We start from the raw sequence: 13,056 nt of genomic DNA, 5'->3' as shown, positions 1-13,056 counted from the left end.
CCTTCGCTCGGCCCCTGCCCGGGCCCTCGCCGGTTCTCGAACCCACCACCGGAATACAGGGACCAGTCATGGCGAAGAGTCAGAAAAAATCGAACCGCGAGATTCGCAAACCTAAGGCTGAAAAACCCAAGAAGCAAAACGCTTCCGCGCCATCGCAGAAGCTCGCGCCGGGGCAACTTCTCGCGCCCAAGCAGTGAGCATCAGCGTCCTCATTGAGCAGGAGCAGGCATGACAGACCTCGCATCGAAATCCGAGCACGACCTCTCCGATGAAGAGGTAATGCAGAAATATGGCATTACCTGCGTCCCCACGGACAGGTTTCATTACAAGTCCTTCCGCTATTCCCGCTTATCCGATGCGCTCGCGCAAGCGGAGCGGGATCACGCCAAAACGCTGAAAAAGGGGAACTAGATTGGCTCAGAGCGCAGCTTTCTGCCGCATCCAGCAGGCCCTCCAGCGCGATCGGGCCGTTACAGCCGAACTGGCAAACACCAGGATCGTCGCCACGCGGGCCGCGGACGCATGGGGGCGCGAAGCGCTGCTGGCCGAGCGGCTCGAAACGAAGCGTGCGGTTCACCTCACGCTGCTTCAGGCGAATGCATCCCGCCAGGAAGAGCGCGACCGCCAATTCAGCGAAAACCCTGATCGCGGCTACACGACATGACCGGCTCACGCACGACCAGATCATCCGTCAGCTTCAAGGCGCCGTTCCGTATCCCGCCGCTGGATCGCAGTCTTCCAGCCGGCATCTATGCCGTCGATACCGAGGAAGAGATCGTCGAAGGCAACGAGCGCAACGTCTATATCCGCGTAGCAACTTTGCTGCGTGTCCAGACCGCGAGCGCGATCGAAATCTGGCCCGTCGATCCGGCGGCACTACAAGCTGCGCTATCCCGGGATCATGTTTCGAACGATGATCCCCGACCCCGACCCTCCTCCTCGTTGGACCATCACGCGACCAGCGCGGATTGAGGTAGACGGTCTCGGCGATGTGGGATTGCCGAGGCCGTCTTGGCGGCGGCTCAGCCCTGTCAGGCGCGTATCGTCAGTGCAGAAGAGCCTGTCCTACAGACGCGACCCTATGTCATAACTTTCCCCACAGGCGCCCACCGCCCGCCGCTCTTTGACCCCGTGAAAATCCCGGAAAATCGCCGCCTCCGCTCGATCCGAGCCGGACTTTGCGTGTCCACCATGCGTCACACGAGGGAAGTTTGCGAAGTCAGGCCAGAAAATCCGCGGAAATCTGGGTTCTATGCGGCCTCATCGGCGAACGAAGGCGTGCAATCAGCAGCCATTCCTTGAATTTTGCGGTCTCGGCCCATCTTCAGACCGCCCAATCCCGCTCAATATGGCCGCCGATGCGCCGCCCATTCGATGCCGCGATTCACCAGCGTCTTGAACAGATCCATGTCCCACGGGCCGCGATAGTCGGGCTGGTCGGGTAGATGCGGGAAAGGCTTGTCGAACGGCCGGTTGGCATGGCCGAGCGCGAGATAGAGGATGCCGCCGCCCTGATCGCCGACCTTGCGCTTGTAGAGCATCGGGTGGTCCTGCTCCTCGAAGCTGATGCCGCCGAACCCCTCGCCGCCCCAGCGCGTGTGGAGCAGCACCTCATAGTCGTTGGTGACGTTCTCGATGCAGTAGAGCTCGTCCGGCACGTCAAAATCGCCGATGCCTTCCAGCAGCGGATCCTGCGGCGCGGTCACCTGCACGCGGAACGTGGCATATTTAGGGTGCGTGATGAAGCGCGAACCAAGGATACGCGACATCGCGACATTGCCCGCAACCGAGTTGGAGGCGTGCAGTGCGAACCAGCGGCCGCCCTTCTCCAGCCAGCGGCGCAAATTGGTGCTCGCGCGGTCGGTGACCGGCACTTGCGAGGTATAGCTCACCAGCAGGTCGCCATTGGCGATGCCGCCGCTGTCCTCATAATCCTGGTGGCAATCCACGCGGATGCCGTCGAGATCGTAGATCGCCTGCCCCAGCCGCAGCCGGGCGAAGTCGAAGTCGTGATTGCGCCACGGGCTTCCGCAGACGAGATTGGCGACGAGCGGTTGCGGCATTGGTTCTCTCCCCCTCTATGACAACCGTGCTCCTGCGAAGGCAGGAGCCCACGAGCAACGTTGCAATGGGCTCCTGCCTTCGCAGGAGCACGGCCCTCTCACCTCACGCGCCGGAACTTCTGGATCTGATGGTCCAGCGTATCCTCCATCGGCATGCGCTTGAAGCCGCCACCGAAGGAGCAGCAGACCTCGGCCACGTAGAGATTGCCCTTGCTGTCCACGGCGAGGCCATGCGGCGCGATGAAGTTGCCGGGCTTGGCGCGCTCCTCGCTGCTGTCGCCCCAGCGCGCCGCGATCGTCCCATCCGGATAGAAGACGGTCATGCGCCCCGGCAGGTCATGATCGGCATAGCCATGCACGAAGCTCCCCTGGCCCGCCTCCAGCGGCCGCCACAGCTCGGAGACATAGATCAGGCCGTCCTTGTCGACAGTCACGTCGGTCGGGCGGCGAATGTCCGTCCAGATGTGCAGCAACTCGCCCTCGCGGGTGAAGATCTGGATGCGGTCATTCTCGCGGTCGCAGACGATGACATTCTCGTCATTGTCGAGCGCGATGCCGTGCGGCAGGTGGAACTGGCCCGGCCCGGTGCCGATATCGCCCCAGCTGTTGAGCAGCGTCCCCTCGGCATCGAAATGGTGGATGCGGGCATTGCCATACCCGTCCGCCACGAAGATGTCCCCGTTTCTGGCGACCGCGACGTTGCAGCATGTGTTGAACGGCCCCGCGATCCGCTCGATGAACTCGTTGTGATGGATCTCCGGCTTGCCGCGAAAGCCATAGCCGGTGTCGCTCTTTACGCCTGGCTCGCCCAGCATCCACTGGAAATTGCCGTCCAGATCGAACACGCGGATGCAACTGTCCCGGTCGTCCGTGCAATAGACGATGTCCTCGTGGATCGCGATGCCATGCGCGCGGCCGAATACGCCGTCGCCCCATTTCTTGATGAAGGTGCCGTCTTCCTCATAGACCATCACCCGGTCGCCGTTGCGGGTGTGGAGATAGACGCGGTCCTGGCTGTCGCAGGCGACATCGGCCACATCGCGATGCTGATATTCCTCGCCGTCCGGGCACTTCTCCCAGTTCGGGACGAGCTCGAACGCCACTTTCACCTTGTCCGTCGTCGCCATCCCGCTGCTTCCCTTATTCTCTGCTACCTGGATGCCGGAGCGTCAGAAAAACCGCCCGACGGTCTCGGTGTGTTCGACCACCGGCGGCGCAGCGAAATAGGGTCCGGCGAGTGCGCGCCACTGCTTGAACCCCTCGGACTCGCGGAAGGTGACCATGTGATGATCGACGCTATCCCACTGGACCATCAGCCGATATTGCGCCGGGTCCTCGATCACGCGCTCCAGCGCCATGTGATGGCAGCCCTCGGCCGCGCGCAACACGGCGGACGCTTCCTTCACGGCCGCCTCGAAGATATCGGCATTGGCCGGGTCGATCGTCAGTTTTGCAATCTCGGTGATCATTTGCAGGTCCGCTGTGGTGAGAGGTTTAGCCGCGCGGCTCAGGCTGCGGCGGGCACCAGCACCTTGTCCTGCGCCCTCCGATTGGCAAGCTGCGCACCGGAAGAATTCGTTGATCGCCGTGCCCGGTAGTCGCGCGGGCTCAATTGGAACTGCTCGCGGAAGCTGCGCGTGAAATGCGGCGCGCTGTTGAAGCCCCAGGAGAAGGCGATCTCGGTGATGCTGTGGCCGGACCAGCGCGCGTCGATCAGGCGGGCGGCGCATTCCTCCAGCCGCCGGCGCAGCACATAGGCCGAGATGGACTCGTTGTTGGCCGCGAAGATCATCCGCAGATAACGCGAGGAAAGCTTGAGATGCGTGGCGATCATCGCCGGGCTGAGTTCGGGATCGCGCAGATTCTGCTCGATGAAGAGGCGCACCCGCCAGTGCCGCCCGGTCATGACGGAGGAGCGCCCGCCGAGCCGATCGAACGAGGCCACATAGCAGCTCGAGATCATCGAGAGCAGATGCTGCGCCCCGCGCCGCCGGCATTCCTCGCTGAGGCCAGCGCCGAGCTGCTCCATCAGGCTGCGCGCCATGGCGCCCGCGGTCGAGACCAGATCCTGCCCATGGCCCAGCCGACGGCCGCAGCATTCATGCGGGCTCGGCAGATTCTCGCGCAGCACATTCACCGGCACGCGCAGCATGATGACCTTGCTCGCCTCGTCGCTGCCATAGCTGTAGGGAGCGCAATTGTCGCACAGCGTCAGGTCGCCCGCGCGCAGCTGGGTCTGGTTGCCATATTGCTGGAAATTGGCCGACCCCTCGATCTGGATGATGAAGGTGAAGCAGCGCTCGTCAGTGCGCTCGATGTCGGTTTCGGTGCGGCGGATCGTGATAGGCCCGCTGGTCAGTTGCAGGACGCGGATCGGGCCCAGCGTCTCGGCAACGATCTCGGGTTCGGCGGCACGGCAACCCGTCGGACTCACGTCCGCGCGTTCGATTTTCAGCGAATAGAGATTGCTCCAGCTTCCGCCGCGATCCCTGAACGCCGCCAGCCCGCTCTCCCTCGACATAAGTCTCCTCCCGACCGACATGTCAGTCATGTCGTATTTCCTATATGATATTTGACATAGGAAGCGGGTCAATGCGGCTGCCGAATTGGCAGGGTTATTCTTCCGCGAGAGGCACATGCTGGGGAGAGACGCACGACCGGCGCCCGCAAAGTCAGTCCTGCGCGAAGGGCAGGAGCCGGTCGTATGACTTCTGGATATGGGCGCGCATTGCCTCTTCGGCACCATCGGCATCGCCATTGGCCAGCGCCCGCACGAGCGTCTCGTGCTCCAGATAGGCTTCCTTGGTCACTTCGCTGTGGAAGCGAAGTCGGAAGATGTGGAAGTGCGAATGGAGTCGCGAGAGCGAATCCTGGATGATCTCGTTACCGCTGCCGTTGGCGATCGAATCGTGCAGCCCGGCATCGAGCTGCGCGAACTGATCGTAGGATTCGATCGGGTTGCTCGGACCCATCGCATCCGAGATCTGACGCAAATGGGCCGCGAGCTCCGGCGTCATGCGCTGGGCCGCGCGACGGGCGGCATAGGGTTCGAGCAGCAGCCGCATCTCGTAGAGTTCGTCGAGCTGCTTGCGCGTCCGCTGTGGCGCGCTGCAATAGCCCACATAGTGCCGCTTGGTGACGAGGCCCATCGCTTCCAGCTGCGAGAGCGCCTCGCGGATCGGTGTCTGAGAGACGCCCAGTTCCCGCGCGAGCTGATCGATGGAGATGCGCGTGTCGGGCGGAATGCGCAGAGACATGATGTCCGACCGGATGACCTTCAGGACTTCCTCGACAAAGCCTTGCGAGCGCTGCAGCCGCCGGCTGCCCGCATCATCACCATCCCCCCCCAAGACCCGGCTTGCCATAATCGTCCGTTCACTAGCCCCTTGGGGCAAAATGATGGTCCCCCGCCGCCGCGCGCGCAAGACCTATGCTTCGGTGCAGGAGTCCGAAACGGCAATTAAAATTGCCATAGCGACAACATCCCCTCACGGCGAGCGGATCGACCGCTCTTCCGTTCATGGGGATGATGCGCGCGGATCGGGAAAACCGCCCGTCATCTCGAAAAGGTGACAATCCGGCGTGATGATGATGCCGTGCCGGGAGCGGCGTCGCTTGATCCAGACGGCATCGCAATTTGCACGAAGCGGGATATTTTCAGGCGGAGCCAATCCGGCTTGCAAAGCCCGGATTTCCGCCACAAGAGCCCGCCATAGAGCGACCGAGGCGCACCGGGAGACAAGGCCATGGCTGACCAATTGTTCGACGTTTCAGGCAAGACCGCGCTGGTGACGGGCGGCACGACGGGCATCGGCGCGATGATTGCGAAGGGCCTCGTCGAGCGAGGCGTGAAGACCTACATCAGCGGCCGCAACCAGGCCCGGACCGACGCTGCGGCAGTCGAACTGGCGGCAGCGGGGGGCACCTGCATCGGCCTCGCCGCCGATTTCGCCGATCCGGCGTCGCCCGCCGCGCTCGCGGCAGCCCTGGCCGAGCGCGAGAGCAAGCTGCACATTCTCGTCAACAATGCCGGGGCGATGGCGCCCGGCGCGCTCACGACCTCGACGCTCGACGACTGGGACACGGTGCTGAACGTCAATCTGCGCTCGGTCTTCTTCCTGACGCGCGAGCTGCTGCCGCTGCTGCGCGCCGGCGCCAGCGCGGAAGACCCGGCCCGCATCGTCAACACCGGCTCGATCGGCGGGCTGCACGTGCCGAACTGGGAAGCGCACAGCTATGGCGCGTCCAAGGCCGCGATCCATCATCTCACCCGCTCGCTCGCCAAGGCGCTGGGCAAGGACCACATCACCGCCAATGCCATCGCGCCCGGCCCCTTCCCGTCCAACATGCACGACGTGACCTCGGAAGGGACGCAGAAGGCGATCGACACCTATATTCCGCTCAAGCGATCCGGCACGGCCGAGGATGCGCAAGGCGCCGTCCTCTTCCTCTGCTCGCGCGCGGGTTCCTATGTGAACGGCCACACCGTCCCGCTTGACGGCGGCTATATCGCTGCATTGTGAAGACGCTCGGGGTCGCCTCACGGCGTTCCGCATTGCCTCTCGGCGCCCTTGTCCCTTATCCCCGTATGGATGAGTGAGGATCGGGACGAAAAACCGGGCATTGTTGGCTGGCTACGCGAGCGGATGCATATCGCCATCGGCATCGCCGGCCTGTTCGCCTGGTTCGCGATGCTCTGGCTGATGTTCGGCGACGTGCTGTAGGGCCTCAGCGCCGCTCCGTTCGACACGGGCACGCGCTCTCGCACGGAATTCCTATGCTGATCGGCATCGTGCGTGGACGGACGCGATCATCCTGATATGACGGGCTGAATCGGGCGCCCCAAATGCCCGGCGCACGAGAGAGGTATCGACCTTGGCCCAGGCCGCCCCGACTGACGAACCCGCAGCTTCCCCGACACAGAGCGACAGCTGGACCCCGCGCCTCGGCTGGATGGTCGGCTTCCTGACCTTGATCTCGACGTTCAATTATCTCGACCGCTCGCTCCTCGGCCTGCTGCTGCCGCTGGTGAAGGCCGACCTGCAATTGAGCGACACCGCGCTCGGCCTCATCTCCGGCCTCGCCTTCGCCCTGTTCTATTCGACCCTCGCCATCCCCATCGCCGGCCTCGCCGACCGCTACAGCCGCCGCAATATCATCGCGATCGGATTCAGCTTCTGGAGCCTGATGACGGCGCTCACCAGCTATGTGACCAGCGGGCTGCAAATGGCCTTCTGCCGCTTCCTGATGGGCGCGGGCGAGGCGGCCGGACTCGCGCCGTCGCAATCGATGATCGCGGACAGCTTCACCAAGGCGCGGCGGCCGCTGGCGTTGGCGATCCTGACCACGGCAAGTGCGGTCGACGCGCTGCTCTTCCTGCCGCTCGCTGCCTATCTCGCCGATCTCTATGGCTGGCGCTTTGCGTTTCAGGTGGCCGGCATTTCCGGCATTGTGCTCGCCGCGCTGTTCTACTTCACCGTGCGCGAGCCGGTTCGCGCCCAGCCGGTCAACCCCGCGGACAAGGTGCCGCTCTGGCATGCGATCAGGACCCTGTGGCGCTCGCCGGCCTTCCGCGCGATCATGATCGGCGTCTCTTTCATGGGCGGCGCCCTCTACGCGACCGGCACATGGACGACGGCGTTGCTGACCCGCGTGCATGAGCTCAGCATCACCGAGATCGGGGTCATCGTGACGCCCGCGCGCGGCGTCGCCGGGATCGTCGGCGTGCTGTTCACCGGCTGGCTGACCGACCGGCTCGGTCGGAGGGATCCGCGCTGGCGCTTCCGGATACCGGCAGCGGCCTCGATCATCCTGGCGCCGGGCTATGTCATGATGCTGCTCAGCGACACGCCGGCCATCTGGATCGCCGGCCTCGGCATCACCGCCGCATTCTACGCCTCCTTTCAGGGACCGATCTTCGCCGCGACCATGGCGCTTGCGCCGGACCGGATGAAGACAGTGGCCGCCGCGATCGGCATCTTCTTCACGGGACTCGTCGGGCAGATCATCGGGCCGTTGATGGTCGGCGCGCTCAACGACTATCTGGCCCCGACCTTCGGCGATCACGCCATCCGCTACTCGATGCTCTCGGTCGCGGTCTGCTCGGTGGCCGGCGGCCTGTGCTTCCTGTGGGCTGGCCGGCTGGCGCTCAAGGAAGGAGACAGGTCGAGCTGAAGCTTTCCAGCATTCGCGAAGGCGAGGATCCAAATCCCATCATCGCGCATGAGGCAGATTCACGAGCTGGATTCCCGCCTTCGCGGGAATGATGGTGTGAGGGACTTCTCCCTCAGCTCAAATAAGCGATCGTTCTGATCTCGATGCTCTGGCGCGGCTCCGCATCGGGCGCGGCGGTCGGGTCTTCGAACGCGCTATGGCCAGTGAATTGCACCGCATCCGGATCGCTGTCGAACAGCCGGAAAACATAGGCCTCGTCCGGCTGCATGTGCGGCGCATAATACCAGCGATGATCGGGGTTGTAGGCGAGGTTGAAGCCCCAGAGCGACCGCCGCCGCGCGTCGCCCAGCCCGCCACGGACCTCGCTCTGGAAGAGATCGCTGCGCAGCACTGTGCTGGCATCGCATAGCGCCAGCGGCGTGCGCTCGACGGGTTTGAGCGGGCGCCAGATATTGATGAGCATGTGTCGACCCGCGAGGCGCCGCTCGGCTTCCTCCTCCGGCATCATGTCGAGCGTGAAATCGCGCACCGTGCGCGCGCCATAATCGACATGGGCGCCGAATGCCGGGAGATTGCCGTCGCCCGCGCCGGGCGCATCAGTGCGCAGCATCGTGCCGAAGGTGACGACCTTCTTCGCGCCGGTCAGCCGCGTGATGAGATCGACCGCTTCCTGCGCGTAGACGCGCTTCTTCTCCTCGTCGGTCGGCGCGTCGACGACGCCGGACGCGCCCTTGACCAGCACGAAGCCGTTGCGATCGAACGAGAGCTCGCCGATCGCGCGCACATCGTGGATCGGCACGACATGCTCCTCGATGGGCCAGTAGCTTTCCGCGCGATTGGCCGCATTGAACACGGCGCTCTCGCCGCGCACCACATAGTTGAGCTTGGCCATGACCGGGTCCATGCGCTCGCTCTCCTCTCCGCGCCTGTTGCCAAGTCATTCTAGGGCCAGTCGAACCTCCCCTGCAAGCGAAGGCATGCGCCAGTTCGCTCAGCGTCAACAGGATGCGGCCCTTGCCGATTGACTTCGCCCCGCGCGCCCATAGCGTGTCGGCAAAACCCGAGGGGACGAGGATGGCCAGCCACTATGATCCGCGCAGGGCGCTGGGCGAACGGCCCATGCTGCTGGTGCAATGGCTGATGATTCTCATCCCGGTCTCCATCAACATGGTGGACGGCTATGACCTGCTGGCGCTGGCGCAGGCCGCACCCGTACTCACCAGGGAATGGAATCTTCGCCCGGACGAACTGGGCGAGCTCTTGAGCTACAGTCTCGCCGGCATGGCCATCGGCGCGCTCGGCGTCTCGCCCATCGCGGACACCAAGGGCCGGCGGCCGGCGATCCTCTTCTGCCTCATCCTCATGAGCCTCGGCATGTTCGGCGGCGCGATGAGCCAGGGCTATTGGGGCATGGCGGCCGCGCGGCTGCTGACCGGCATCGGCATCGGCGGCATGACCAGCACGGCGGGCGCCGTCGCGATGGAATATGCGTCCGACAAGCGCCGCGAATTTGCGCCGAGCTTCGTCGCTTCCGCTTATCCGGTGGGCACGATCCTAGGCGGCTTCGTGGCGATCGCGGTGCTCGACGAGTTCGGCTGGCGCGGCATCTTCTGGGTCGGCGGCTGCCTTTCTGCCCTGCTCTTCCCGATCGCCTGGCTCTGGCTGCCGGAATCGCTCGAGTTCCTGCTCTCGCGCCAGCCCAGGGGCGCGCTGGAGAAGACCAACAAGGTGCTGCGCCGCCTCCAATTGCCGCCGCTCGAAGCGCTGCCGCCGATGACGGTGAGCGCCAATGACGGCATGGCCTCGATCCGCGAGATTTTCGCGAGGGAGCATCGCTGGGAAATGCTGCGGCTGTGCATCGCCCACCCGTTCAACATGTTCTCCTTCTACTTCATCATCAACTGGGCGGTGAAATGGGTGACGGAGCTGGGCCTCTCGACCGCGGCGGGCATTGGCTATTCCATCTACGTCTCGATCGGCGGCATTTTCGGCGGGCTGTTCGCCGGCTGGATCGCCGGGCGCGTCGGCGTGAAGCGGCTGACCGTCATCACCCTGTTCGGCATGGCGGCGATGATCATCCTCTTCGGTCTACTGCCCGCCAATCTGCCCCTGCTGGTCGGCAATGCCGTGCTGCTTGGCGCGATGCTGTTCGCTTCGGCCTGCGGCTGCTGGCTGAGCATCGCCTATGCCTTCCCGCCGCAATTGCGCGCGACCGGCCTCGGCATCGCGACCACGGTCGGCCGCATCGGATCGATCTTCGGGCCGCTGACCGCGGGCTATCTGCTGGTGGCGGGCTTCGACAAGACGATCATCTGCGTGCTGCTCGCTATTCCCGCGATGCTCGCGGCGGTGATCTTCGCGACGGCGCGGCGCGCCTAGCGATGGCCTAGCCCCTCTCGGGAAGTTCGTCTAAAGAGCGTGGATGAGAGGACTCTCCCCGTCGGAAAACCGGATCGTCGACCATCTGAAGGGCCGCCAGAGTGCCATGGCGGCCGATGTCGTCGACTGGGCACAGGTCAACAGCGGCAGCCGGAACCTTGCCGGGCTGGCGGCGATGCATGGCCTGATCGCAGACCGTCTGGCGCCGATCGCGGACACCGTAACGTCGCGCAAGCCGGATGCGGTGACGACACTGAGCGACAAGGGCGAGGAGATCGCCGTGCCGCATGGCGCCAACCTGCTCGCCCGCAAGCGCGAGGGGGCCAATCGCCGGCTGATCCTGACCGGTCATATGGACACGGTCTTCCCGCCCGAGCACCCCTTTCAGTCCTCGCGACTGACCGATTCGAACACGCTCAACGGCCCCGGCACCGCGGACATGAAGGGCGGGCTGCTCGTGATGATCGAGGCGCTCGACGCGCTGGAGCAGGCGGGCACCATCCCCGGCCTCGGCTGGGACGTGGTGGTCAATGCCGATGAGGAAGTCTCCTCGCTCGGATCGGCCTCGCTGCTGCGCGAGATCGCGCGACAGGCGCAGATCGGCATCACCTTTGAGCCCTCGGTCACGCCGCAAGGCACGCTGGCGAGCGCGCGGCGGGGCAGCGGCAATTTCATCGCAGCCATCGCCGGCCGCGCCGCCCATGCCGGGCGGGCACCGCAGGACGGGCGCAATGCCGTCGTGGCGGCTGCCGATCTCGCTATCCGGCTCGACGCGATGAAGCGCGAGATTCCCGGGCTGTCCGTAAATGTCGCGCGCGTGTCGGGCGGCGGGGCGAACAATGTCGTGCCGGACAAGGCGGCACTCGGCTGGAACATGCGTCCGCTCGATCCTGAAGCCCAGCACAAGGCGCAGCACGGCATTGCCGCCGCCATCGCCGCCGTGGAGACCTCCCACGAGGTCTCGATCCGCATGTCCGGCCATTTCGCACGGCCGCCAAAGCCCTTCGACGCGCCGCACGAGGCTCTGTTCGGCCTGGTGCGCGACACGGGCGCCGATCTCGGCCTGCATATCGACTGGCAGCCCTCAGGCGGGGTCTGCGACGGCAACAATATCGCGGCGGAGAATGTCGTGGTGGTCGACACGATGGGCGTGCGCGGCGGCGCCATCCATACCGCAGACGAATTTCTGCTGATCGACAGCCTCTCCGAGCGGGCCGCGCTCGCAGCGCTCACAATCTTGCGCATCGCCGAGGGGCGGCTCGACCCCATCTTCGCACAAAAGGGAGCAACGCATGTCTGAAGGCTGGTTCGTCCGACCGGCAACCGTGGCCGATCTGGACGCGGTCTATGAGCTGGCCGGCCAGACCGGGCCGGGCTTCACCAACCTGCCGCATGACCGCGACGCGCTGAAGCTGCGGTTGGAGCGCAGCCAGCGCAGCTTCGAGGCGGACCTCACCAGGCCGGACGACGAGCTTTACATGTTCGTGCTTCAGGAGAGCGGGAGCGGCCGCATTGCGGGCACGGCGCTGATCTTCTCCAGCGTCGGCACCAAGAAACCCTTCTACAGCTACAAGATCACGCGCCTCTCGCAGCACAGCCGTCAGCTTGAGCGGATCGTCACGACCAATGTGCTAAACCTCGTCAACGACTTTGCCGGCGCGAGCGAAGTGGGCGGCCTGTTCCTGATGCCGGACCTGCGCCGCTCGGGCCTCGGTGTCCTGCTGTCGCGCAGCCGCTATCTGTTCATGGCGCTCCATCGCGAGCGGTTCAGCGAGCAGGTGCTGACCGAACTGCGCGGCTATCAGGAGCCCGAGGGCGTCTCACCCTTTTGGGAAGGATTGACGCGGCGCTTCTTCGATCTGGAATTCGCCGAGGCCGACCGCTTCCATGCGCTGAACGGCAACCAGTTCATCGCCGATCTCATGCCTAAATATCCGATCTACACCAATCTGCTCTCGCCCGAGGCGCAGAGCGCGATCGGCAAGCCGCATCCGGCGGGCAAGGCGGCGATGAAGCTGCTGGAGGCCGAGGGCTTCGCCTATCAGGGCTATGTCGATCTGTTCGATGCCGGCCCGACCTTGCAGGCCAATGTCGCTGACCTGCGCACGGTCAAGGACAGCAACAGCGCGATCGTGAGTGCCGACGGCAACAGCGACGAGGCGGCGCGGGAACGCATGCTGCTCGCGGCCGGACGCTTGCTCGATTTCCGTGCCTGGCAGGGACAAGGCCGCATTGCGGATGAAGGGGAGACACTCCATCTCGCACCGGCGAGCCTGTCCCTCGGTCGCCTCGCCGAGGGCGACTTCGCGCTTTATGTGCCGACTCCGTGAGGAAGGATTGCAGCGAGGCCAAACCATTTCCGTGTTTCTGCGAAGGCAGGAACCCAGGGCCCAGCAGCGGTTCATAGCCGGCCTGGGCTCCTGCCTTCGCAGGAGCACTA

The 13,056-nt window shown here is 64.8% G+C and carries 17 protein-coding genes; 11 read left to right on the top strand and 6 right to left on the bottom strand.

All coding sequences use genetic code 11. From position 1 onward, the window contains the following. Positions 1-68 precede the first annotated feature (68 nt). The 4 genes from KM135_RS20060 to KM135_RS16035 are packed head-to-tail and all read left to right on the top strand — an operon-like array spanning position 69 to position 972. On the top strand, positions 69-197 hold the full coding sequence (locus KM135_RS20060) for a hypothetical protein (protein ID WP_281422190.1): 129 nt from the start codon (positions 69-71) through the stop codon (positions 195-197). A 31-nt stretch (positions 198-228) separates the two neighbouring features. Then, the gene (locus KM135_RS16045) at positions 229-411 is read left to right on the top strand and encodes a hypothetical protein (RefSeq protein ID WP_221715047.1); all 183 of its coding nucleotides are present in this window, start codon (positions 229-231) and stop codon (positions 409-411) included. Position 412: 1 nt separating this feature from the next. Continuing rightward, the gene (locus KM135_RS16040) at positions 413-664 is read left to right on the top strand and encodes a hypothetical protein (protein WP_221715046.1); all 252 of its coding nucleotides are present in this window, start codon (positions 413-415) and stop codon (positions 662-664) included. Continuing rightward, on the top strand, positions 661-972 hold the full coding sequence (locus KM135_RS16035; RefSeq protein WP_221715045.1) for a hypothetical protein: 312 nt from the start codon (positions 661-663) through the stop codon (positions 970-972). Before KM135_RS16040 ends, KM135_RS16035 begins: the two co-directional genes overlap by 4 nt. A gap of 371 nt (positions 973-1,343) precedes the next feature. Here KM135_RS16035 and KM135_RS16030 read toward each other — a convergent pair whose 3' ends face one another. From KM135_RS16030 to KM135_RS16010, 5 genes are all read right to left on the bottom strand, one after another. Then, entirely contained in the window at positions 1,344-2,063 is a 720-nt protein-coding gene (locus tag KM135_RS16030) for a ThuA domain-containing protein (RefSeq protein ID WP_221715044.1), read from the bottom strand. 98 nt (positions 2,064-2,161) lie between these two features. Then, positions 2,162-3,190, bottom strand: a complete 1,029-nt coding sequence (locus tag KM135_RS16025) for a peptidyl-alpha-hydroxyglycine alpha-amidating lyase family protein (protein WP_221715043.1) — start codon at positions 3,188-3,190, stop codon at positions 2,162-2,164. Between the two features lie 42 nt (positions 3,191-3,232). Then, complete coding sequence (locus KM135_RS16020; protein WP_221715042.1) at positions 3,233-3,532, bottom strand: putative quinol monooxygenase; 300 nt, start codon at positions 3,530-3,532, stop codon at positions 3,233-3,235. 38 nt (positions 3,533-3,570) lie between these two features. Then, positions 3,571-4,584: a helix-turn-helix domain-containing protein gene (locus tag KM135_RS16015; protein WP_221715041.1), complete on the bottom strand. Its 1,014-nt coding sequence runs from the start codon at positions 4,582-4,584 to the stop codon at positions 3,571-3,573. A gap of 151 nt (positions 4,585-4,735) precedes the next feature. Further along, positions 4,736-5,428, bottom strand: a complete 693-nt coding sequence (locus KM135_RS16010) for a GntR family transcriptional regulator (protein WP_221715040.1) — start codon at positions 5,426-5,428, stop codon at positions 4,736-4,738. Positions 5,429-5,459: 31 nt separating this feature from the next. Here KM135_RS16010 and KM135_RS16005 point away from each other — a divergent pair, with 31 nt between their 5' ends. The 4 genes from KM135_RS16005 to KM135_RS15995 all read left to right on the top strand — a co-directional run bounded on the left by KM135_RS16005 (position 5,460) and on the right by KM135_RS15995 (position 8,237). After that, on the top strand, positions 5,460-5,636 hold the full coding sequence (locus KM135_RS16005) for a hypothetical protein (RefSeq protein ID WP_221715039.1): 177 nt from the start codon (positions 5,460-5,462) through the stop codon (positions 5,634-5,636). 173 nt (positions 5,637-5,809) lie between these two features. Beyond that, positions 5,810-6,586 (top strand): SDR family oxidoreductase, encoded by a 777-nt coding sequence (locus tag KM135_RS16000; RefSeq protein ID WP_221715038.1) that lies wholly within the window; start codon positions 5,810-5,812, stop codon positions 6,584-6,586. A gap of 69 nt (positions 6,587-6,655) precedes the next feature. Then, complete coding sequence (locus tag KM135_RS20055) at positions 6,656-6,787, top strand: hypothetical protein (protein ID WP_281422189.1); 132 nt, start codon at positions 6,656-6,658, stop codon at positions 6,785-6,787. Between the two features lie 151 nt (positions 6,788-6,938). Then, positions 6,939-8,237 carry a spinster family MFS transporter gene (locus KM135_RS15995; protein WP_221715037.1) on the top strand — a complete coding sequence of 433 codons (1,299 nt, stop codon included), beginning with the start codon at positions 6,939-6,941 and terminating at the stop codon, positions 8,235-8,237. 112 nt (positions 8,238-8,349) lie between these two features. Here the strand turns inward: KM135_RS15995 and KM135_RS15990 are convergent, their stop codons facing one another. Further along, a complete protein-coding gene (locus tag KM135_RS15990; protein ID WP_221715036.1) occupies positions 8,350-9,141 on the bottom strand; it encodes a CmcJ/NvfI family oxidoreductase in 792 nt (263 codons plus the stop codon). A gap of 170 nt (positions 9,142-9,311) precedes the next feature. Here KM135_RS15990 and KM135_RS15985 point away from each other — a divergent pair, with 170 nt between their 5' ends. Genes KM135_RS15985 through KM135_RS15975 form a run of 3 tightly spaced genes read left to right on the top strand, consistent with a single transcriptional unit; the run spans position 9,312 to position 12,946 of the window. Further along, positions 9,312-10,616, top strand: a complete 1,305-nt coding sequence (locus KM135_RS15985; protein WP_221715035.1) for an MFS transporter — start codon at positions 9,312-9,314, stop codon at positions 10,614-10,616. A gap of 43 nt (positions 10,617-10,659) precedes the next feature. Continuing rightward, positions 10,660-11,916, top strand: a complete 1,257-nt coding sequence (locus tag KM135_RS15980) for a hydrolase (protein WP_221715034.1) — start codon at positions 10,660-10,662, stop codon at positions 11,914-11,916. Continuing rightward, positions 11,909-12,946: an arginine N-succinyltransferase gene (locus KM135_RS15975; protein ID WP_221715033.1), complete on the top strand. Its 1,038-nt coding sequence runs from the start codon at positions 11,909-11,911 to the stop codon at positions 12,944-12,946. The genes KM135_RS15980 and KM135_RS15975 overlap by 8 nt, the downstream gene beginning before the upstream one ends. The last annotated feature ends 110 nt before the right edge of the window (positions 12,947-13,056 follow it).

It is taken from the genome of Sphingobium xanthum (assembly GCF_019737615.1).
Taxonomy (GTDB): Bacteria; Pseudomonadota; Alphaproteobacteria; order Sphingomonadales; family Sphingomonadaceae; genus Sphingobium; species Sphingobium xanthum.
Note: the sequence above shows the minus strand (reverse complement) of the source record. Positions and strands in the feature narration are given on the sequence as shown.

Coding starts and splice junctions, on each gene's coding strand:
- KM135_RS16035 (WP_221715045.1), top strand. CDS start 661: ATGACCGGCTCACGCACGACCAGATCATCCGTCAGCTTCAAGGCGCCG.
- KM135_RS16015 (WP_221715041.1), bottom strand. CDS start 4,584: ATGTCGAGGGAGAGCGGGCTGGCGGCGTTCAGGGATCGCGGCGGAAGC.
- KM135_RS15975 (WP_221715033.1), top strand. CDS start 11,909: ATGTCTGAAGGCTGGTTCGTCCGACCGGCAACCGTGGCCGATCTGGAC.
- KM135_RS16005 (WP_221715039.1), top strand. CDS start 5,460: ATGATGGTCCCCCGCCGCCGCGCGCGCAAGACCTATGCTTCGGTGCAG.
- KM135_RS16020 (WP_221715042.1), bottom strand. CDS start 3,532: ATGATCACCGAGATTGCAAAACTGACGATCGACCCGGCCAATGCCGAT.
- KM135_RS16000 (WP_221715038.1), top strand. CDS start 5,810: ATGGCTGACCAATTGTTCGACGTTTCAGGCAAGACCGCGCTGGTGACG.
- KM135_RS16030 (WP_221715044.1), bottom strand. CDS start 2,063: ATGCCGCAACCGCTCGTCGCCAATCTCGTCTGCGGAAGCCCGTGGCGC.
- KM135_RS20055 (WP_281422189.1), top strand. CDS start 6,656: ATGAGTGAGGATCGGGACGAAAAACCGGGCATTGTTGGCTGGCTACGC.
- KM135_RS16025 (WP_221715043.1), bottom strand. CDS start 3,190: ATGGCGACGACGGACAAGGTGAAAGTGGCGTTCGAGCTCGTCCCGAAC.
- KM135_RS15985 (WP_221715035.1), top strand. CDS start 9,312: ATGGCCAGCCACTATGATCCGCGCAGGGCGCTGGGCGAACGGCCCATG.
- KM135_RS15990 (WP_221715036.1), bottom strand. CDS start 9,141: ATGGACCCGGTCATGGCCAAGCTCAACTATGTGGTGCGCGGCGAGAGC.
- KM135_RS16010 (WP_221715040.1), bottom strand. CDS start 5,428: ATGGCAAGCCGGGTCTTGGGGGGGGATGGTGATGATGCGGGCAGCCGG.
- KM135_RS16045 (WP_221715047.1), top strand. CDS start 229: ATGACAGACCTCGCATCGAAATCCGAGCACGACCTCTCCGATGAAGAG.
- KM135_RS15980 (WP_221715034.1), top strand. CDS start 10,660: ATGAGAGGACTCTCCCCGTCGGAAAACCGGATCGTCGACCATCTGAAG.
- KM135_RS20060 (WP_281422190.1), top strand. CDS start 69: ATGGCGAAGAGTCAGAAAAAATCGAACCGCGAGATTCGCAAACCTAAG.